Here is a 19,411-nt window from a genome sequence, read left to right as displayed (position 1 = left end):
GGGGGGCGGCGGTAATTGCGTTGCCCGTGGGGAGGCAACTGCGTGAAGCTCACTCCATGTCACAGAGCCTCCTGCAACCCGGCACCGCGCCCCGTACACAACGCGACGTCCGCGACCTCTTCTCCGGCGGCCGCCTCACCGCGATCCCCCGCAAGGTCGCCCGACGCGAACAGCTGCTCGTCCACCTCACCGAGACCCTGTTCGCCGTGGACTGCGACTACACGGAACCGGAGGTGAACGAGGCACTGCTGAGCGTGCACGAGGACTGCTCGGCCCTGCGGCGCTACCTGATCACCTCGGGCCTGTTGACGCGGACCCGTGACGGCAGTCGCTACCGCCGGGCCACGACGACCCGGTAGTGCGTCGTCAGCCGTCCGTCGTCGCCGAGTACGTGGAAAGCGACGGCCGGCGGTTCGTCGAGGTGGACGTGCTCGTCCGCGCCCGACCGCGCCTCCCACGGCAGCCGGAGCGTGGAGACCACGCCGGGCGCCACGAGCAGCGGGCGGCCCGCGAACGTGGTCGCCGCCGCCGTATGGGCGTGCCCGCACAGGAAGGCCGTCAGGTGCGGGTGCCGGCCGGCGAGCTCCGCGAGCCGTTCGACTCCGAACTGCCTGATGTCATCGACGTACGGCGTGTGCAGGGGCAGCGGCGGGTGATGGAAGGCGACCAGGACCGGCGTCCGGCGAGGGGTGGCGGCCAGCAGGTCGTCCAGCCAGCGGAGGGTGGACTCCCCCAGGAAGCCGTGGTGCTCGCCCGGCACGGACGAGTCGCACACCGCGAGCACGAACCCGTCACCGCGCAGCACCTGGTCGACCGGCTCCGTGGAGGCGACCGCCCCGGGCCCTTCCCCCAGCAGGACCTGGCGGAAGGCGACGCGCTCGTCGTGGTTGCCGGGGCAGACGACCAGCGGGTGCCGCGAGCGCAGCACCTTGCGGGCCTCCTCGTACTCGGCGGCGCTGCCGTGATCGGCTATGTCCCCGCTCACCAGTACGGCGTCGAGCTCGTACGGCAGCCCGTCCAGGTACTCCATGACGGCGCGGGTACGGTCGGCGGCACGGCGGTCCCCGTCGAGATGGACGTCGCTGAGGTGGGCGATCACGATCACGGGCGGTGCTCCTTCGTCGCTGGTCCGAGCGTCCCACGAGGGGAGGCGGGGGCTGAGCGGGGACGGGGGCGCGGTGACCGACCGCGGCTCCCCCACCCCGAAACGGCATGTGCACCTCATTCAACACGCCTCCGCCCGGCTCACCGTGCCCGGAACCGGATCCGAGTTGCGCGGCGGCCGCAAGTGGAGTTGCGTCGAAGTAGCTAAGGCACAGGGTCCTGTTCTCCCCTTGTGGGGTGGTGAAGCACAGTGCTGTTCACCGATCGCACGGACGCGGGCCGACGCCTCGCCGCGGCCCTGAGGCACGTCCAGCCGGAGGAGCCCGTCGTCCTGGGCCTGCCCCGGGGCGGGGTGCCCGTGGCCTTCGAAGTCGCTCAGGCGCTCGGCGCCCCCCTCGATGTGATCGTCGTCCGCAAGCTCGGAGTCCCGTACCACCGAGAACTCGGATTCGGCGCCATCGGGGAGGGCGGGGTGCGCGTCATCAGCGACCGCATCGTGCGCCAGAGCCGCGCCAAACAGGAGGATCTCGCCTCGGTCGAGCATGCCGAGGAGGCCGAGCTCGCCCGTCAGGCACGCCGGTTCCGCGCGGACCGCCCCCGCACGCCCGTCGCAGGCCGCACGGTGATCGTGGTGGACGACGGGATCGCGACCGGCGCCACCGCCGCGGCCGCGTGTGAGGTCGTACGGGCGCAAGGCGCGGCCCGCGTGGTGCTCGCCGCTCCCGTCGCATCACCCGACGCGGTCACGTGGCTTCGCGGGGTGGCGGACGAGGTGGTCTGCCTTTCCACGCCGCGTGCGTTCCGCGCCGTCGGCGAGTGGTACGAGGACTTCTCGCAGACCCCGGACGAGGAGGTCGTCGCCCTGCTGGCCGAGGCCTCGGCCGCACACCGGGGCCGGGCGGAAGCCGCTCCGCCGGATCCGGAAGCGGCGTCGGGGTCGGCATCGGCATCGGCGTCGGGGTCGGGGTCGGGGTCGGCATCGGGGTCGGCATCGACCGGTCCGCCGTCCCGGCGGTCGGGCCGGGCGACCGCGGAGTCCGTCGACGTGCAGGCGGGCGAGCTGCGGCTCGCGGGGGAACTCACCCTCCCGGACGGCGCGGAGGCGATCGTGATGTTCGCCCACGGCTCCGGCAGCAGCCGCCACAGCCCCCGCAACCGTGCGGTGGCGGCGGCCCTTCAGCAGGCCGGTCTGGGCACCCTCCTCTTCGACCTGCTCACCCCGGCGGAGGAGGCCGACCGCGCCAACGTCTTCGACATCCGAGCCCTGGCGGGGAGGCTGGCGGGCGCCACCCGCTGGCTGCGGAGCCGCGAGCCCCTGCCCGTCGGCTACTTCGGGGCGAGCACCGGGGCCGCGGCGGCCCTGCTGGCTGCCGCTTCCGCCGACTCCGAGGTCGGCGCCGTGGTCTCCCGCGGCGGCCGCCCCGATCTGGCGGGGCCGGCGCTCGCCGACGTACGGGCGCCCACGCTGCTGATCGTGGGCGGTGACGACACCATGGTCCTCGACCTCAACCGGCGGGCCCAGGCGCTGCTGCGCTGCGAGAACCGCCTGGAGGTGGTCCAGTGGGCCACCCACCTCTTCGAGGAACCGGGCGCACTGGAGGAGGTCGCCGGCCTGGCCCGGGACTGGTTCACCGCGCACCTGACGGCCCCGGCCGCCGGCCAGAGCGCAGCCCGGGGAGCGCCGCCACAGTAACGCTTCGCCCGCCCGTCGTACGTCCTCCGTCGCCCGTTGCCTGCCGTCCCTCATCCGCCTGCTGGGACCGGTCGGCGTCTGCCCGGCCGACGTCTGCCCTCTCCAGCGTCTGCCCTGCCGGAGCCCTAGTAGGGCGTGTCTTTCGGATCTTGCCGGGCCCGCGTTGCCCGGTGCCGCACCTCCCCGCGTTGTCGGGGCTTCCCAGTACGTCCAGTACGAGGCAAGCTCCTCCGCCTTGCGATGCACGGCACCGGGCAACGCGGGCTCGGCCGACAAGATCCGAAAGACACGCCCTAACCCCGTGCCTGGCTCCGGTACGTCTCCAGCAGCCGCAGCCAGATCTCGCTGATGGTGGGGAAGGCCGGGACGGCGTGCCACAGGCGCTCGATCGGGACCTCGCCCACGACCGCGATGGTGGCCGCGTGGAGCAGTTCGGCGGCGCCCGGTCCGACGAAGGTGGCGCCGAGGAGGACCTCGCGGTCCAGATCCACGATCATCTGGGCCCGGCCCCGGTAGCCGTCGGCGTACAGGCCGGCGCCGGAGACCTTGGACAGGTCGTAGTCGACAGCGCGCACCCGGTGACCCGCCTGTTCCGCCTCGGCCAGGGTGAGGCCGACGGCCGCCGCCTCCGGGTCGGTGAAGACCACCTGGGGGACGGCCCGGTTGTCGGCGGTGGCCGCGTGCGCGCCCCAGGGGCCGGTGTCCAGCGAGGGGGTGCCCGTCGCCCGGGCGGCGATGGCGTCGCCCGCGATCCGGGCCTGGTACTTGCCCTGGTGGGTGACGAGCGCCCGGTGGTTGACGTCCCCGACGGCATAGAGCCAGTCGTGGCCGGGAACCCGGCAGGTGTCGTCCACCTCGATCCACTCTCCGGGGGCCGCGCCCACCGTGTCCAGCCCGATGTCCTCGGTGCGCGGCGAGCGCCCGGTCGCCATCAGCAGTTCGTCGCCCTCCAGGGTCTCGCCGCCCTCCAGCACCACCGTGACCGGGCCCGTCGAGCCGTCCCGTACGACCGCCTCGACGCTCACGCCCGTACGGATGACCGCGCCGGCCTCCCCCAGCGCCTCGGCCACCAGCTCCCCCGCGAAGGGTTCCATCCGGGGCAGCAGCCCGGGGCCGCGTACGAGCACCGTCACCTGGGAGCCGAGGGCCTGCCAGGCCGTGGCCATCTCCGAGGCCACTACGGAACCGCCGACGATGAGCAGCCGGCCGGGTGCCTCCTGGGAGGAGGTGGCCTCGCGGCTGGTCCAGGGGCGTGCTCCGGCGATCCCGGGCAGGCCGGGGATCACGGCGCGGCTGCCGGTGGCGATGACCACCGCGTGCCGGGCGGCGAGGACGTGGTGCTCCCCTTCGGGGCTGGTGACTGCGACCTTCCGGATCCCGTAGAGCCGGCCGTGGCCCCGGTACACGTGGGCGCCGATCGAGTCCAGCCAGTCGATCTGGCCCTCGTCGTTCCAGTTACCGGTCCAGTAGTCGCGGTGCGCGAGCACGGCCGCCGTGTCCAGCGGCCCCTTGACGGCCGCCGCCAGGCCCGGCACCCGGCGTGCGTCGGCCCGGGCCAGCGCCGGGCGCAGCAGTGCCTTGCTGGGGACGCAGGCCCAGTACGAGCATTCCCCGCCGACGAGTTCGCTCTCGACCAGTGCCGTGCTCAGGCCGGCGGCGCGGGTCCGGTCGACGACGTTCTCGCCCGCCGGTCCCCCGCCGAGCACCACGACATCGTACTCCACGGCTTCTGTCATGCGGACCAGTGTCACCGGCGGCCGGGGGCCGCGTCACGCATTCAGCCCTCCGGCGTGCCGGGCTCCCGCGCATCCTTCTGCGCGTCCTGCTGCCCGTCCTTCTGCTCGGCGGCGATCTTCGCACGCACCTCGTCCATGTCGAGCGCGCGGGCCTGGTCGATGAGGTCGGTCAGCGCGGCCTCGGGCAGTGCGCCGGGCTGGGCGAAGATGGCCACCTGGTCCCGGACGATCATCAGGGTCGGGATCGAGGTGATCTGGAAGGCGCCGGCCAGTTCCTGCTGTGCCTCGGTGTCCACCTTGGCGAAGACCAGATCCGGATTGTCCTCGGACGCCTTCTCGTAGACGGGGGCGAACTGCAGACAGGGCCGGCACCAGCCCGCCCAGAAATCGATCAGTACGAAGGGATTGTCGGTAACCGTCCGGTCGAAATTGTCCTTGGTGAGCTCGACTGTAGCCACGGTATCCAGACCTCCTGTTTTGAGCCGTCTGCTCCTGGAACGAACGACGCGCGCCCATGATTCCTGGAGGGTGATCCCGTATCCCGTATCCCGCTCCGAGAAGGGGATCCCGTCCTAGAAAGGGTGCCCCGCCGGGGTGGCGCGGGTCGTGGTCCAGCGCAGTTCCGTGAAGGCGTCCAGATTGGCTTCGCCGCCGAAGCGGGCGCCGGTGCCGGAGGCGCCCACGCCGCCGAAGGGGGCCACGGCCTCGTCGTTCACCGTCTGGTCGTTGATGTGCACGATCCCGGTGGGTATCCGCTCGGCCAGCTCCAGCCCGCGCGCGGCGTCCCGCGTCACGATCCCGAGGGCCAGGCCGTACGGATCGGCCGCGGCCAGTGCCACCGCTTCCTCCTCCGTCGCGAAGGACCGTACGGGCGCCACGGGGCCGAAGACCTCCTCCGCGTAGGCGGGCGTGTCGTCGGCGACGCCCGCCAGCACGGTGGGCCGGTAGAAGAGCTCCCGGTGGGTACCGCCCGCGACGAGTTTGGCCCCCTGCCGGGTGCTGGCCTCCACCAGGCCGTGGACCCGGTCCAGCTGAGCGCGGTCGATCAGTGGGCCGAGGTGTACGGGCTCGCGGTACGGGTCCCCCACCGCCAGCTCCTCGGCGCGTACGGCCAGCCGCTCCACGTACTCGTCGTAGAGCGAGGCGTGCACGAGGTGGCGGCCGGGGGTCATGCACACCTGACCCTGATGGAAGAAGGAGCCCCAGGAGGCCTGGGCGACGGCGGCCTCCACATCGGCGTCGCGGAGCACGACCATCGCGGAGTTGCCGCCCAATTCCAGGTGGGCGCGCGTCAGATGGCGGCCCGCCAGCTCGGCGACGAGCCGGCCGCTCGCCGTGGAACCGGTGAAGGAGACCACGCGCACGCGGGGGTCGGCGACCACGGCGGCGCCCGTTCCGGAGCCCCCGGGCAGTACGTGCAGCAGCCCGCCGGGCAGACCGGCGGCGGCGAACACCGCGGCGAGGGCGAGGCCGCCGCATACGGCCGTACGCGCGTCCGGCTTGAGCAGCACCGCGTTGCCGAGTGCCAGCGCCGGTGCGACCGAGCGGATCGCCAGGATCAGCGGGGCGTTGAAGGGGGCCACGACCCCGACCACTCCGGCCGGGATGCGGCGGGTGAAAGACAGCCGGGGCGCCTCGCTCGGCAGTACCTGGCCGGTGGGGCGCGAGGCGAGCGCGGCGGCCTCGTAGCACTCCTGCGCGGCGACGTGCAGCTCGAAGTCCGCCTTGCCGGGGATCGAGCCGGATTCCCGTACGAGCCATTGCCGCAGCTCGTCGGCGTGCACGGCGAACAGGTCCCCGGCACGGCGCAGCACGGCCGCCCGTTGCGCGTGGGTGGCCCGTGCCCAGTCCTGCTGCGCGGCCCGGGCCCGTACGGCGGCGTCCGCTACGTCGGAGGGCGCGGCCAGGTCGAGGGTGGCGAGGGTGCGGCCGGTGGCGGGTTCGACGACCGGGGCGGCGCCGCCCGTGAGGGTGGGTCCGTCCTGCCAGAACGTCGGGTCGAGGAGCGGCATGGCGCGGGGCCTCCGGGTGCGGATGGGCGGGGGCGGGGGCGGGCGAGGCGGCAGCACGCGCCATCGTGCCAGACCGGAGGCACCACTTCTGTTCAGTTCTAGGGCAGTTGAGGAGACCTCATGACCGAAAAGGAGCGACACGGCGAGGAGCGCGCCCGATCCGAGGCACCGCCCTGCACGGGCCCGGTCAGGGGCCGGTGCAGGGCGGGTGCCGGGTCCCTTTAGGCACGGTGCAGGGGCCCGGTAGGGAGATCGACCCGCGGTGCGACCGGACCCCCTCAGCGCTCCAGGACCAGCGCGATGCCCTGCCCGACGCCGATGCACAGCGCCGCCATGCCGGTACCTGAGCCGGCGGCCGCCAGTTGGTGCGCGACCGAGCCGGCCAGCCGCGCGCCCGAGGCGCCGAGCGGGTGGCCGATCGCGATGGCGCCGCCGCGCGGGTTGACCACGGCCGGGTCGAGCTCGGGCCACGCCGCCAGGCAGCCCAAGGCCTGTGCGGCAAAGGCCTCGTTGAGCTCGAAGGCGGCGAGCTCGCCGAGTCCCCGGCCGGCCTTGGCGAGGGCCCGCTCGACGGCGTCCACCGGTCCCAGGCCGAAGAGCTGCGGCTCGATCCCGGTGACGGCCGAGGCACTGATCCGGGCGAGCGGTTCGCGGCCGGTGGCCGCCAGCCCCGCCTCGTCGGTCAGCAGCAGGGCGGCGGCGCCGTCGTTGAGCGGGGAGGCGTTGCCGGCCGTGACCGTGCCGGCGCCGTCCGTCCGGAAGGCGGGCTTCAGCCGGGCCAGCGCCTCGGGGGTGGAGCCCTCACGGATGCATTCGTCGCGTACGAGGTCCACACCGGCGTACGGGACGACCTCCGCGTCGTAGTGCCCGGCGGCCCATGCCGCCGCGGCCTTCTGGTGGCTCTCCAGCGCGAAGGCGTCCTGCGCCTGGCGCGTGATGCCGTGCTTGTCGGCGACGAGTTCGGCGCCCTCGCCCAGGGAGCCGGTCCACTCCGCGGGCATGCGCGGATTGGTCATCCGCCAGCCGAGGGTGGTGGACCACATCTCCTGGTGGGCGGCGGTGAAGGCCCGCTCCGGCTTCTGCATCACCCAGGGAGCGCGGGACATCGACTCGACGCCGCCCGCGATGGCGACGGAGGCGTCCCCGAGCGCGATCGCGCGGGCGGCCTGGATCACTGCTTCGAGGCCGGATCCGCAGAGCCGGTTGACGGTGACGCCGGGGACGGTCACCGGCAGCCCGGCCAGGAGGACCGCCATCCGGGCCACGTCCCGGTTGTCCTCGCCCGCGCCGTTGGCGTCACCGAAGACGACGTCGTCGATGCGGGCCGGATCGAGGCCGGGCGCGCGGTCGACCAGGGCGCGGACCACGTGAGCGGCCAGGTCGTCCGGCCGGACTCCCGCGAGGGCGCCGCCGAACTTGCCGATCGGGGTGCGGACGGCGTCGACGACGTAGACGTCGCGGACGGTGCGGATGCTCATGGGGGCTCTCCTGGGCGGATCCGTACGGGCGGCGACGCTTCCGTACCGGTTTCGGCACCGGGGTACGACGCCGGGCGCGCCGGGTAGGGCGCGCCCGCAGTCTCCGTCCGCAGGTCACCGCCTGTCAACGGCCCCCCGCAGCGGCTACGCGACCCAGCCGGGCCCGGCCCCGGCTGGACTCCCGCGACCGGTGGGGCCCAGACCGGCTGGAGAGCCGGGGACTCGGAGACTCGGGACTCGGGACTCGGGGGCAGCTGGCTGCCGCGGTCGAGGATCCGCACCGTTGGCTGGCGCGGCAGGCCGAAGAGGGCACGGACTGCCATGAAGGACACGCTGTGACCTATATGCCTCCTACAGTCGGGCCATGGCCAATTCATTGGAAAGCCCCGCCCCGTCCCTTCGAGGCGAGCGGGAGGAGTTGCTCCAGGCACTCGCGGAGCAGCGGGAGTTGCTTCTGATCACCGTCCGCGGGATCACCGACGCTCAGGCCGCACAGCGCACGACCGCGAGCGAACTCACCCTGGGCGGAATCGTCAAGCACATGGGCCGTTGCGAGCAGGTGTGGGCGCAGATCATGGCCAAAGGTGACGGAGAGGTGCCGGTGGGCATGCTGGACATGGAGCAGTACCGCATGGCCGACGACGAGACGCTCACCGGGTTGCTGGAGCAGTACGCGGCCGCGGCGCGGCAGACGGAGCAGGTCGTGGCTGCCCTGCCGGACCTGGACCGAAGCGTGCCCCTCCCCAAGACTCCGTGGTCCCCGCCGGAGACCGTCTACTGGTCTGCGCGCCGGATCCTGCTCCACCTGATCAGGGAGACAGCCCAGCACGCGGGCCACGCGGACATCATCCGCGAAGCGTTGGACGGAGCCAACACCACCGCTCAACGGTGACCGTCGGCCCCCGGAGGTGACCGACTCGCGCGCTCAGCGCCGAGGCCCGGCGCGGCCTGACCGCGCCGTTCTGGTCGAACATCCCCCCGTACGGCACCTTCCGAACCGAAGACGGCCCAGCGAGCCGTTCACATGAGCGAGGGCTCCGCGCTGAAGCGGGGTGGTGATTCGCCCGGGGTTCTGCGCCCGGTGCGGAACGGTTCACTTACCGCTGTCCTCGGCCAGGGTGTGTGCGACGAGGGCGTTGGCGTGGCCGTGGCCCAGACCGTGCTCGGTCTTGAGCCAGGCGACGAGTTCCGTGTGCTTGGTCAGGGGCGATGAGCGGATGAGGTCCTTCCACTCCGCGATGGGGCGGCCGTACTTCGTCTCGATCGAGGGAAGTAGCTGGCTGGGCCCTTCAAGGGTTCAGCCATGGCGTTGTCTCTCCCGTGTCCGTATGCGTGATCTTCGATCTTCGTTTCCGCACGGCTGGTCGGCAAGCCGTTCCGTCGCTACGGCCGTGTCGTCGGCGCCGGCGCCGAGGTGAGCAGCTGGATGCTCACCGCGGTGAGCCAGAGGAGCCCGAGTCCCGCTCCGGCGGTGCAGGCCAGGACGGCGGCGGCGGAGGAGGCGGCGAAGCCGACGAAAACCCCTACCGGCACGAGGCGGGAGGCGATGGCCCATCGGCGTCGGCCATGGGTGGTGAAGTGCCGGGCCAGCACCAGGAACGCGGCGCACAGCGCGAGGAAGCCCACCACGGCGCTGAGCATGTGGACGGCACCGTGCATGCTCAGCGAGGTCGCCGGGCCTGGGGAGCACCGGCGGGGACCGGGCACCGGGGTCGGCGGGGAAGGCCGCCGCGGCGAGGAAGGAGGCGCCGAACACCCGATCAGGCGCGGCGCCCAGGTGCCGCCGGTGGTATCGCGCAGTCTCTCGCGCATCCCCATCGCGTCGGCGATGGACAGGAGCCGGATGACCACAAGGACGCTGGCCTGGAACCAACCCAGCGAGCCGAGGCTGAGCTGACTGAGGGCGTTGCGGGTCAAGTCGGAACACCGTCGCGGGTCCGGCCCTGGACCACGCCGGCCGCGAGGAACAGCGGGCCCGCCGCGATGCCGCCGGCCAGCAGAGCCCGCCTTCCCGGCCGTTCCCAGCACGGCGTCCCGCACGAAGCTCGACCTCGTCATGCAACTACTGTGCGAGGGAGACACGCTGAAGGTCACCCGGCTCGACCGGGGTCGTGGTGCCGCCGTAGTTCCGCAGGACGTTCACAGCCCTGTCGAAGGCCGAGTCCCTCTTCTTGTCGAACTCCTCCTTGGTGAAGACCGGCTCGGCGAGGTGCGGCGGAATGCCTGTGCCGTCGAAGGTCCTGCCCGAGCGGGTCAGGAACTCCTCGTTCGGCAGCCAGGCCGACATGCCGTTGGGGAGCTTGCGCACCATGAAGTCCGAGAAGACGCCCTGGGTGGGCTGCCCGATACGCACCGTCTTGCCGGGCCGGTCCATGAGGGCCTGGGTGAAGCTTTCCCCCGCGCTGACGGTCGAGCCGCCGGTCAGCACGGCGACCGGCCCGGTGTAACGGGGGCCCCGGGCGGGCGTGACGTACACGGGCTCGGGGCGCGTGTGCCGGGTTGGGTCGGCTGGGTCGTTGCGAGCCCGCTTAGAGTAGGCGACGTAGGGGGTGCCGGTGAGGCGCTCAGCGATGTGGATTCCCAGGGCGTCCGAGCCGCCGCCATTGATCCTCAGGTCGATGATCAGGCCGTTCAGGCTCTGGGGGCGCTGCTTGCCTAGGGCCGTGTCCAGCGCCCTGTCGAGCTCGGCCAGCTCGGCGGCGTAGGGCGCGTCCTCTCCGGCGTACCCGCCGAAGCCGGAGATCCGCAGATAGCCCTGCCCGCCGGGGAGGTCGGCGTAGGTGATCCGCCCGTTGGCGAAGTCCTGGAGGTTCCTGGCGTCCTTGAGGTCGCGTTCCACGATGAACTTCTTGGCCTCGGCGTCCAGGTCGCCGGTCGGCGCGACGGTGCCGGGGCGGACCTGGTGGAAGCGGCGCTTGCCGTCCTGGACGAGGATATGGGCGTCGTAGAGCGGCTTGACCATCTCGCTGAAGAGGGAAAAAAGCTCATCTCTCGACGTCCCGGTGTGCACCTTGGGGCGGTATTGCTCGCGGACCTCGTGCCAGTCGATGCCCTTGGACGCGAAGAAGGGGTAGTTCTCCTCGAAGGTCTGCCAGAACACGTCGAAGGTCGTGCGGGGGTCCTCGGCCGTCGGGCGCGTGCAGGCGTCGGGCAACGCCGCGATACGCCGGAGGTTCCGGCTGCCCACGTCGCCCTGCGCGCGTATGGACGCGTGGTCGCGGCCTTCATGGGTGCGCACGGTCAGGACGTCGCCGTCGGGCCTGGTGTAGGTGCCGGGGCCGGTCCGCTGGGCGGAGTCGCCCTTGAGGCAGCTGACGGCGGTGGTCTGGTACTCCTGGAAGGTTCCGTTCCGGATGGATAGCACTGTGCCGTAGCCGTCCATGCGCCAGATTCCGTCGATGGTCGGCTGTTGGGCGTTGGCGGCCGGTGCGGCTTGGCCGGCGAGGGCCAGCGCGACGGCGGCGGCCGTGATGATGCGCACGAATTTGCCTTCTTGGTGGGCGACTTGCTCGGGACAGCCCCACCGTCGCCGACACGGTGTTCTCCCGACCATCCGGCTGTCCGGTTGATCATGGGTGGGGCCAGCCCCCCTACTACCGGTCAGCTCCCCGGGGAATTCAGCCCACTGGTGACCGTGAGTTGTCCCCGGGGGCGCATCGAACTCCTCGTCGCACCAGTCTCGTTGAGGAGTCGGACGGCGGTCTGCCGTGATAGCCGAGTGCCTTCGCGAGGACGGCGGGCGGGGCTTGGGGAACGAGCTGTCGGACTGCGGAGGTCCTGCCGCACTCAGGACGGGACGCCGCTCTCGGCTACGGGGCCTCAGACGTGGAGCTCCTGCGGGAAGCCGGTCCAGCACAGCTCGGCGGGGAGGTGGCCGGTGTCGTTGAAGAGAAGGACCACCGGGGGACGCTCGGGTGCGTAACGGATAACGGTCAGGGCCACGTTGGCATGGTTCATGCCCAGCCACCGCCACTTCGGCGCGTCGAGGGCCGCTCGGACGAGCCATCCGGCGAGGAAGTTATGGGTGACGACCAGCTCGTGGCGCGGTTCGTCGCCGACGACAGGTCCGGTGAAATGCGCGAGCGCCGCCGCCGCGAGCCTGGGGCCCTGCTCACGTTCCTCAACCGTGAACTGGTCCAGGAACTTGAGCCAGGCGTCCGCTGCCTCCGGCGGCAGTTCCTCGGACGACGGCAGGTGAGGGATGTAGTCGCCGGCTGCTTCGAGGCAACGGCGAGGGACGCCGTCGAGCCGTTCACCGACCAGCCGGGCGGTCTGTTCAGCACGGGCGAGAGGCCCGTGGTGGATCACCGCCAACGGGACCCCACGGAGTCGCTCCCCCAGCAAAGCGGCCTGGTGGCGGCCCGCATCCGTCAGCTCACGTTCGTCCGACGATGCCTCGCCGTGACGGGTGATATAGAGGTAGCGGGCGGCCGTACCGATCATGAGCGCGCCCTTCAATGCAGTCGATCTCGCGGACTCATGGAGTGACGTCGACCCACGCGGGCCGGTTCCGCGATGGGTGGGGTCGGGCTTGAATCCGTAGCAGCACGTCGCGAGGGCTGTCGCCCCGTACGGCCGCGCCTACGACGGGCGCGGCAAGGGCTCCGGTTTGTCCTCGCGTGGGCCTCGGCAGGCTGGCGGACGGTACGATTCGCGGGCATGTCTGGCACCCGGACCACCACATCTGAACCTGGTTCGGCCGACCGCTGCGGGACATGGAGCCGGCCGAAGCTGACGCGTACTCCGGGAAGGTGCTACGGGATTCACCGAGTGGTACCCGGACTCGGCACGAGCGCTACTGGAACAGGTGGCTGAACAGCGGCTTCGATGAAATGCGCTCGACCGGGACGCACCGCGAAGGGAATCATGGGCGAGTGATGTCGACCGAAGCCGCAGCAAGCGCCCTACTGGATCATGCCGTCCTCTGGAGCATGGGAGAAGGCCGCGCAAGTGATGTCGTCGATGCCGCCTGTGACACCCTCGTCGCCGGACTCGACACCCCCAGCAGGACACGGCAAGAGCCCCACAAGCCCTCTGGCGTGTTGCCGGCGCTGTCGTAGGGCCGGTGGCGTTCGGCTGCCGTCCGTGCGCGGCCCGGCGCACCGGGCAGGCGGTACGTGTGGTGCGTTACGCCGAGCGCTGGGAACGGGTGTGCCAGCGGCACGACCGGTGGCTGCTGGACGCGGACGCCGACCAGCCCCTGGAGAACCTCGATCTGCGCGAGCTCCCGGAGGTCGCGACGGCGCGGCAGCGATGGGCCGCGGTGGAGCGGCGGGCCCGCCGGTCGGGCGTGGAACCGGCCGAGGTGTTCACTCTCGCCCGGGCGGTGGTGTGCCGTTGGTGGGAGCACGCCGTGAACTGGGAGGAAGAGACGACCTGGCCGCGTCGCCTCCACCAGGTCGCGGGCGGCGACGCCAGTGGCGACTTCGAGCGGTGGCAGGCTGTCGGGCGGGACGCGGTCGTCTTCCCCGAAGCGGTGGCGGTGGCCGGCGCGCTGCTGGATGTGGCCGTCGAGGAGATGGTGTGGGCCGACAGCGGCGGCACCCGTGCCCGTGTGCCGCCCACCGATGGCCACTTCGGGCGCCACCTGGGTCGACTGGTGGGACGCCCCTGGCTGGGCCCGCTGGCCGTGACGGACGGCGGCAGCCCGCTGATCACGTGGAAGGCCGCCGTCATCCACCGGCGGGGCACCCCCTCACCGCCCACGACGCCCGCCCGTGGCGGGTACCGGCCGACCAGCAGCCGCCCACCATGGCCGCCCTGCTCCGTGAACAGACCAGAGAGAAAGCCGTCGGCGGTTCCGGGACGAACTGGCGCTCCACCGTGCCACCCGAGCGGCGCATGTTCATCACCAGCCTCATCGAGGCCGCCCAGGAAGAACTGCTCCAGCTGCGCGGCGCGCACCAGGGACGCACCGCGGACGCCGCCCGCTTCCTCCTACAGCGCCTCAGCCACTCCAGCCGCCTGCTCGACCAGGCCCTGAAGGCAACCGCGCTCGCGGCAGTGAACGCGGGCGTCGCACTCCACGACGTAGAGCGGTGGGCGAAGCTCGACACCGACACACCCGCCACCGGCGAAGACTGCCGATAGCGGCCGGACGCGGATACCGAATCCAGGTCTGGTCAGCTCGGGGCCGCGACCGCGGCCGGTGCGGGCTGTACGGGGAGCGGCTCCGCGCGGTCCGGGTTTCTGCCGGGAATCACCTTTTCGAGTGGGACGGGCCCGTGTTCGCACGGTGCGCGCGGGCGGTGCGTCCTTGGCTGTCCGGTGTGCAGGACGAAGTCGTATGTCGCGCTCGATGCGCTGTCGGGGAAATGGGCAGTTCGGACGTGGAGGTCGCTTTCAGCGGTCTTGGCGGGCAGAGGGCGCAGCTGTCGTGGGAGCAGGCTGTGGCATCGGTGCGGTTCGAGGAGCTGGGGTCGGTGTCGGCGTTCCCTGTGGTCCCCGGGCGCAGGTGGGGTCCGGGCTGGTGGTGGTCGGCGACCACCGGGCGGCATGTGGTGCATGGTTCGGCCGCGATGCGCACGCAGCTGATGCTTTTGGACCGTGATCCTGATGTTGTTGGCCTGGCCGGGCGGCCTGTCCGGTTCGTGTGGCGGGACGAGGCGGATGGCCGGGTGCGGTCGTGGATCCCACAGGTGTTCGCGCGGCACACCGATGGCACGGGCCTGTTCGCCGACTGCCCGGCCATGCCGGGCGCAGCGGGCCGGGTCGGTGCTGGAGGCGGCGTGTTCGCGGGTCGGATGGGAGTACCGGCGTCTTGAGGCGCCGTCCGCGGTGCAGGGGGCGAACCTGCGGTGGCTGGCCGGTTACCGCCACCCCCGGTATCAGGGGTCTGTCGAGCTGCGGCCCGCGCTGGTCGAAGCGTTCGGCGTACCCCGGCCGCTGGCCGAGGGAGCCGCGTCGGCGGGGGATCCGCTGCGGGTACTGCCTGCCGTCTTTCACGCCCTGTGGTCAGGACAGTTGAAGACGGAGCCGATAGAGCCGCTGCACGGCGGATCGCTGGTCTGCGTCCCGTCAGCCGGCGGCGGGCGGAAAGCCAGAGCCGGCCGCGGCAAAGGCGGTGAGCGCGGTGGGTGGGCACAAGGAGGCGGCGGGGCGGCGTCCGGTGGTGGAGGTCGGCGGGCACGTCACCTACCAGGGGCGGACGTTCCAGGTGTCGGCCTGCAGGGGCAGCGGGTGGATCTGCTGGGTGAGGACGGCACGGACATCTCGCTGCTGTCCAGCCGGCTGTTCGCAGACCCGGGCTTCGCGGTGGTGGGCGCGCGGCCGGCGGACGCGGTCCCGCAGTGGGGCCTGTTCGAGACGGTACCGCTGGAGGCCCAGTGCGGGCGCTCGCGTGGCTGCCGCATCAGGGAGGTGGAGACGGGCTGGCCGCACCCCGAGGGCAACCGCGAGGGACAGGCGATGTGTGAGGTACGACCCCGAGCGGTGGACGCTCGCGCAGCGGGGGGCCGCCAAGGCGCGGGAGATGACCGCGCTCGGGTTCGCGCGGGTGACGCGTACGAGGGTGCAGAAGATGCGGTACGTCTACCGCGAGCAGGGGTTGTGGGGGCTGGTCGACAACCGCACGGTGCCGGAGCGGGGACGTCGTTTGACGGGGTATGCCGACGAGCGGGTCGTGGCGGCGGTGCTGGAGGCGCTGCGCAGGCAGCGGGGGCGGTCGAAGGGGACGGTGAAGGGACTGCGAGTGCTGGTGGGGCAGATCATCGACGACACGCACGGAGCGGGGGGCGGTGGAGCTGCCGTCACGGTCGACGTTCTACCGGCTGGTCAGCGTGCTGGCCGAGCGGGGCGGGCGAGCGGCACGGACGGCGACCGGGCCGGCGCGCAAGGCGTCGGCGCCGGTGGTGCTGCGGCCCGGGGAGCAGGTGCAGATCGACACCACCCGCCTGGACATCATGGCCGTGATGGAGGACGGCAGTCTGGGACGTCCCGAACTGTCCATCGCGGTGGATGTGGCGACACGCTCGATCCTGGCTGCGGTACTGCGGCCGCACGGTACGAAAGCCGTGGACGCGGCGCTCCTGCTGGCGGAGATGGCGGTACCCCATCCCGCCCGGCCCACATGGCCTACTGCGCTGCACCTGTCGCGGGCCCAGGTGCCGTACAGGCGGATGCTGTCGCTGGACGAACGGCTGGAGGGTGCGGCCGGGCGGCCGGTGATCGTGCCGGAGACGATCGTCGTCGACCGCGGGAAGATCAACGTCTCCGAGAGCTTCGTCGCCGCGTGCGAGACGCTCGGTGTGAGCGTGCAGCCGGCTCCGCCGCGGCGGCCGCAGGCCAAGGGCGTGGTGGAGCGGACCTTCGGGTCGATCAACGACCTGTTCTGCCAGCATGTCGCCGGTCACACCGGATCCCATGTCGGGCGCCGGGGCCCGGACACCGCCGCCAAGACGCAGTGGACGATCCCCCAACTGCAGGACTTCCTCGACGAGTGGATCGTCTGCGGCTGGCAGAACCGTCCCCATGAGGGCCTGCGCCATCCGGTGCTGCCGGAGGCGGTACTCACGCCGAACCAGATGTGGGCCGCGCTGATCGCCGTGAGCGGGTACGTGCCCGTGCCGCTGACCGGGGCCGACTACCTGGAACTGCTGCCGGTGCGCTGGCAGCCCATCACCGAACGCGGCATCCGCATCGACTACCGCACCTACGACCACGACATCCTGGATTCCTGCCGCGGCGAGCGCTCCGACGCCGCGGCGAAGGACGGAAGGTGGGAAGTCCACCACAACCCCCACGATGCCCGCCAGATCTGGGTCCGCCTCACCGACGGCACCCTCCACGAAATCCCCTGGATCCACCGCGGCCACGTCCACCAGCCCTTCGGCGAGCAGATCTGGCGCCACATCCTCGGCGCAGTCGACCAGCGGGCCGACCGTGAGCAGCACGAAGCCGACCTCGCCGACGCCCTCGACCAGGTCCTGCGCCGCACCCGCGGCACAGCCGCGGCGGCACCCAAACGCAGAGGCCGAAACCCTTCGATCACCGCGCCCCGCAGTGCGGCCGCCCTCCAGGGCCTGGCCGCCGGCCTGCCGACACCACGACAGCCCTTGGATCCGGCAGACGGCCGGCCGACGGAACTCGACGCCACGGCGGACACAAGTCAGCGCTCAAAGCCAGGCCCCGCGGGCATCGCCGGCACCCTACAAGCCGGGGGCTCGCTGGAGTGGGAGTGGGACGAGAGCCTGGACGGCCTGGCCGCCATCGGCCAGAACGTCGAAGACGAACCCGCTCCGCAAGACACTGGCGCCCTGCCCGACGAAAACGGCGCTGACCGGGGTGGGTACGGACTGTGGGACGCCGAGGCGGAGGCGGAACGGTGGTGAGTTCCGTACCGGGTACAGATGGTGTGCCGACGGCTGGCCTCGATGCGGGCGTTGTGACGAGCGGGGCGCTCCCGCTCGTGGCGGAAGCGGGAAGCGGCACGGGTCGGATGAGCAGCACGGGCGCGGCAACGGGCTCGGGTGCGGGTGAATGGCAGGGGCCGGGGTCGGTGACGACATGGGACGGGTTCGCCCGGTTCACCGCAACACCAGTGGCCGCCCCTCCCCCGCCCGGGGCACCAACGCGCAGCCTGGAGGAACGGCTCGCCTATCACTCGCGGTTCGTCACCGTGCGCACGCCCGTGATCGACGTGCTCGCCACCCACGTCCGCACCCTGATGCTGGTGGGCCGCCACCAGCAGGTCACCGCCCGCCCCTCCCTGATCGTCACCGGCCCCGCCGGCGCGGGAAAGACCACAGCCCTGCTCCAGGTCGGCCCTGTATGCCACCTCGCCCACACCCTCCGCCACGGCGAAGCGGCAAGTGGACAGGTACCGGTCGCGTACGTGCTGGTCCCGCCCGCCGCCACCGCCTAAACCCTCGCCCTGGAATTCGCCCGCTACCTCGGCATCCCCGCCACCGCCCGCATGTCCCAAGCCGCAATCGTGGGCAGCGTCTGCCGCACCTACACCACAGCCGGCGTGCGGCTGGTGCTGATCGACGAAATCCACCGCCTCAACCCCCGCACCACCAGCGGCGCCCAGAGCGCCGACCTCCTCAAAGACCTCACCGAACGCATCGGCGCGACGTTCGTCTACGCCGGAATCGACGTCACCAGCACGCCCCTGTTCACCGGAGTACGCGGGGCGCAGCTCGCCGGCCGGGCATCGCTCGTCGAATGCGACCCCTTCCCCGCCCGTCTCGGCTCCAGCGAGCCCTTCCGTGAACTCGTCACCGCGATGGAAAACGCCCTCGACCTACGCCGGCACCAGGCCGGAAGCCTGGTACGGCTCGCGCCCTATCTCCACGAACGGACCGCCGGGCGGATCGGCTCCCTCGCCCGCCTCATCCGCCAAGCCGCCCTCACCGCCCTGACCAACGGCACCGAACGCATCACCAAAACCACCCTCGACCACATCCGCCTGGACCACCTCGCCGAACAACACAGGCGCCCCACCCCCCGGCGCAGGCCCCCCGCCCCGTGAACCGAACAAGCCAGAGCGCCCGCTCCGCAGACGCTCCCAGCGTGGCGGCAGCACCGTCCGCGGCCGCGGCATCGTCCAGTGGTCCCACCGCGCACGCGCGGCTGGTGCGGCTACCCGCCGTGGCACCGGGGGTGTTCCGAGTCCGGCCCCTGCCATCAGAAGCGACCGCCTCCTACCTTCACCGGATCGCGGATGCCTACCGGCTGACGCTGCCCCAGCTCCTCGACGGCATCGGTATCACCGTCCACGGACACGCCACCCCGCCCACAGCCGGCCTGGCCCTCAACCCCATCGCAGCCTGCCGGGTCGCCGCGGTGGCGGGCATCCGTCCAGACCGCCTCTCCTACGCGCTACCAGGCCTGACCCCGGGTGGCAGCCGGGAAAACCGCGCGGAAGGCGGCGCGGCCACAGCAACCTGGACACCGATTGAAAGAGGACACCAGGCCGTGGCCGCCTTTACCGTGTGCGTTGGCCACCACAGCCGCGGCGCCGCCGGCACCGCGTGGATCCACCGGCCCTGGCACAAGCTGGTCTGCCCACAACATCAGCGAGCCGCCCCCGACCCCCGACTCCACACCCCTCTACACGTTGGGGCCGTACCCGAACTCACCACAGCCCACCACGCCCACCAGCGCCTGAGACGTCATCCCCGGGCCGTGACCGTCTGGACCACGGCCCGCGCGATCACCACCCGCTGGTACGACCACCAGCAACACCTCACCAGCCGATGGCAGCACCGCCTGAACCGGCTCGTCGCGGCCAACGCCCACCTGAACCAGCCGGGAACCGCCTCAGCCACGCTGCTGGCCCGTGACCTGGTCACCTAGGGCCTGTGTGGTGTCGTGATCAGTTGCTGGGTTTTGCCTTCTCTGTGGGGCGGAACCCAGTAGGACAGTGGCTGTGACGCGTAGGCAACT

At 71.9% G+C, this 19,411-nt stretch carries 17 protein-coding genes and 2 pseudogenes; 10 read left to right on the top strand and 9 right to left on the bottom strand.

Annotated elements, in window-relative coordinates:
* The first annotated feature begins 56 nt into the window (after positions 1 to 56).
* Complete coding sequence (locus tag ACWDX7_RS14050; RefSeq protein WP_451489670.1) at positions 57 to 359, top strand: DUF2087 domain-containing protein; 303 nt, start codon at positions 57 to 59, stop codon at positions 357 to 359.
* Here ACWDX7_RS14050 and ACWDX7_RS14045 read toward each other — a convergent pair.
* Positions 332 to 1,105, bottom strand: a complete 774-nt coding sequence (locus ACWDX7_RS14045) for a metallophosphoesterase (RefSeq protein WP_451489671.1) — start codon at positions 1,103 to 1,105, stop codon at positions 332 to 334. The genes ACWDX7_RS14050 and ACWDX7_RS14045 overlap by 28 nt on opposite strands.
* Before the next feature lie 249 nt (positions 1,106 to 1,354).
* Between ACWDX7_RS14045 and ACWDX7_RS14040 the strand changes: the two genes are divergently transcribed.
* The gene (locus ACWDX7_RS14040; protein WP_451489672.1) at positions 1,355 to 2,797 is read left to right on the top strand and encodes a phosphoribosyltransferase family protein; all 1,443 of its coding nucleotides are present in this window, start codon (positions 1,355 to 1,357) and stop codon (positions 2,795 to 2,797) included.
* Positions 2,798 to 3,090: 293 nt separating this feature from the next.
* On the opposite strand, the gene ACWDX7_RS14035 is transcribed toward ACWDX7_RS14040, so the two are convergent.
* The 4 genes from ACWDX7_RS14035 to ACWDX7_RS14020 form a co-directional block, all read right to left on the bottom strand.
* The gene (locus ACWDX7_RS14035; protein ID WP_451489673.1) at positions 3,091 to 4,533 is read right to left on the bottom strand and encodes a dihydrolipoyl dehydrogenase family protein; all 1,443 of its coding nucleotides are present in this window, start codon (positions 4,531 to 4,533) and stop codon (positions 3,091 to 3,093) included.
* Between the two features lie 41 nt (positions 4,534 to 4,574).
* The gene (locus ACWDX7_RS14030) at positions 4,575 to 4,991 is read right to left on the bottom strand and encodes a thioredoxin family protein (RefSeq protein ID WP_451489674.1); all 417 of its coding nucleotides are present in this window, start codon (positions 4,989 to 4,991) and stop codon (positions 4,575 to 4,577) included.
* Positions 4,992 to 5,105: 114 nt separating this feature from the next.
* The gene (locus ACWDX7_RS14025) at positions 5,106 to 6,545 is read right to left on the bottom strand and encodes an aldehyde dehydrogenase family protein (RefSeq protein WP_451489675.1); all 1,440 of its coding nucleotides are present in this window, start codon (positions 6,543 to 6,545) and stop codon (positions 5,106 to 5,108) included.
* Positions 6,546 to 6,823: 278 nt separating this feature from the next.
* A complete protein-coding gene (locus ACWDX7_RS14020) occupies positions 6,824 to 8,023 on the bottom strand; it encodes a thiolase family protein (protein WP_451489676.1) in 1,200 nt (399 codons plus the stop codon).
* Between the two features lie 364 nt (positions 8,024 to 8,387).
* On the opposite strand from ACWDX7_RS14020, the gene ACWDX7_RS14015 reads away from it, so the two are divergent.
* Positions 8,388 to 8,915 carry a DinB family protein gene (locus ACWDX7_RS14015; RefSeq protein WP_451489677.1) on the top strand — a complete coding sequence of 176 codons (528 nt, stop codon included), beginning with the start codon at positions 8,388 to 8,390 and terminating at the stop codon, positions 8,913 to 8,915.
* 201 nt (positions 8,916 to 9,116) lie between these two features.
* Here the strand turns inward: ACWDX7_RS14015 and ACWDX7_RS14010 are convergent, their stop codons facing one another.
* From ACWDX7_RS14010 to ACWDX7_RS13995, 4 genes are all read right to left on the bottom strand, one after another.
* Entirely contained in the window at positions 9,117 to 9,263 is a 147-nt protein-coding gene (locus tag ACWDX7_RS14010; protein WP_451750623.1) for a DUF4287 domain-containing protein, read from the bottom strand.
* A gap of 143 nt (positions 9,264 to 9,406) precedes the next feature.
* On the bottom strand, positions 9,407 to 9,940 hold the full coding sequence (locus tag ACWDX7_RS14005) for a DUF998 domain-containing protein (RefSeq protein WP_451489678.1): 534 nt from the start codon (positions 9,938 to 9,940) through the stop codon (positions 9,407 to 9,409).
* Positions 9,941 to 10,085: 145 nt separating this feature from the next.
* Positions 10,086 to 11,504, bottom strand: a complete 1,419-nt coding sequence (locus ACWDX7_RS14000) for a S41 family peptidase (protein ID WP_451489679.1) — start codon at positions 11,502 to 11,504, stop codon at positions 10,086 to 10,088.
* A gap of 338 nt (positions 11,505 to 11,842) precedes the next feature.
* Complete coding sequence (locus ACWDX7_RS13995) at positions 11,843 to 12,466, bottom strand: histidine phosphatase family protein (protein WP_451489680.1); 624 nt, start codon at positions 12,464 to 12,466, stop codon at positions 11,843 to 11,845.
* Between the two features lie 1,215 nt (positions 12,467 to 13,681).
* Between ACWDX7_RS13995 and ACWDX7_RS13990 the strand changes: the two genes are divergently transcribed.
* The 7 genes and pseudogenes from ACWDX7_RS13990 (at position 13,682) to ACWDX7_RS13960 (ending at position 19,321) form a co-directional block, all read left to right on the top strand.
* On the top strand, positions 13,682 to 14,113 hold the full coding sequence (locus tag ACWDX7_RS13990; protein WP_451489681.1) for a hypothetical protein: 432 nt from the start codon (positions 13,682 to 13,684) through the stop codon (positions 14,111 to 14,113).
* Between the two features lie 224 nt (positions 14,114 to 14,337).
* Positions 14,338 to 15,019: pseudogene (locus tag ACWDX7_RS13985) on the top strand (TnsA-like heteromeric transposase endonuclease subunit); the annotation flags it as partial.
* A 740-nt stretch (positions 15,020 to 15,759) separates the two neighbouring features.
* A complete protein-coding gene (locus ACWDX7_RS13980) occupies positions 15,760 to 17,352 on the top strand; it encodes a hypothetical protein (RefSeq protein ID WP_451489696.1) in 1,593 nt (530 codons plus the stop codon).
* A gap of 209 nt (positions 17,353 to 17,561) precedes the next feature.
* Positions 17,562 to 17,885 (top strand): hypothetical protein, encoded by a 324-nt coding sequence (locus ACWDX7_RS13975; RefSeq protein ID WP_451489682.1) that lies wholly within the window; start codon positions 17,562 to 17,564, stop codon positions 17,883 to 17,885.
* Between the two features lie 9 nt (positions 17,886 to 17,894).
* Positions 17,895 to 18,494 carry a TniB family NTP-binding protein gene (locus ACWDX7_RS13970; RefSeq protein WP_451750619.1) on the top strand — a complete coding sequence of 200 codons (600 nt, stop codon included), beginning with the start codon at positions 17,895 to 17,897 and terminating at the stop codon, positions 18,492 to 18,494.
* Positions 18,491 to 19,033, top strand: a pseudogene (locus ACWDX7_RS13965) (hypothetical protein); the annotation flags it as partial. The gene ACWDX7_RS13970 and the pseudogene ACWDX7_RS13965, both read left to right, overlap by 4 nt.
* A gap of 117 nt (positions 19,034 to 19,150) precedes the next feature.
* Positions 19,151 to 19,321, top strand: a complete 171-nt coding sequence (locus ACWDX7_RS13960) for a hypothetical protein (protein WP_451489697.1) — start codon at positions 19,151 to 19,153, stop codon at positions 19,319 to 19,321.
* The last annotated feature ends 90 nt before the right edge of the window (positions 19,322 to 19,411 follow it).

This window comes from Streptomyces sp. NPDC003034 (assembly GCF_053591375.1).
This window is presented reverse-complemented; position numbering and strand designations above follow the sequence as displayed.

Excerpts from the sequence above, each read along its gene's own strand:
- ACWDX7_RS14050 (WP_451489670.1), top strand. The coding sequence starts at position 57 with ATGTCACAGAGCCTCCTGCAACCCGGCACCGCGCCCCGTACACAACGC.
- ACWDX7_RS14035 (WP_451489673.1), bottom strand. The coding sequence starts at position 4,533 with ATGACAGAAGCCGTGGAGTACGATGTCGTGGTGCTCGGCGGGGGACCG.
- ACWDX7_RS14025 (WP_451489675.1), bottom strand. The coding sequence starts at position 6,545 with ATGCCGCTCCTCGACCCGACGTTCTGGCAGGACGGACCCACCCTCACG.
- ACWDX7_RS14020 (WP_451489676.1), bottom strand. The coding sequence starts at position 8,023 with ATGAGCATCCGCACCGTCCGCGACGTCTACGTCGTCGACGCCGTCCGC.
- ACWDX7_RS14015 (WP_451489677.1), top strand. The coding sequence starts at position 8,388 with ATGGCCAATTCATTGGAAAGCCCCGCCCCGTCCCTTCGAGGCGAGCGG.
- ACWDX7_RS13995 (WP_451489680.1), bottom strand. The coding sequence starts at position 12,466 with ATGATCGGTACGGCCGCCCGCTACCTCTATATCACCCGTCACGGCGAG.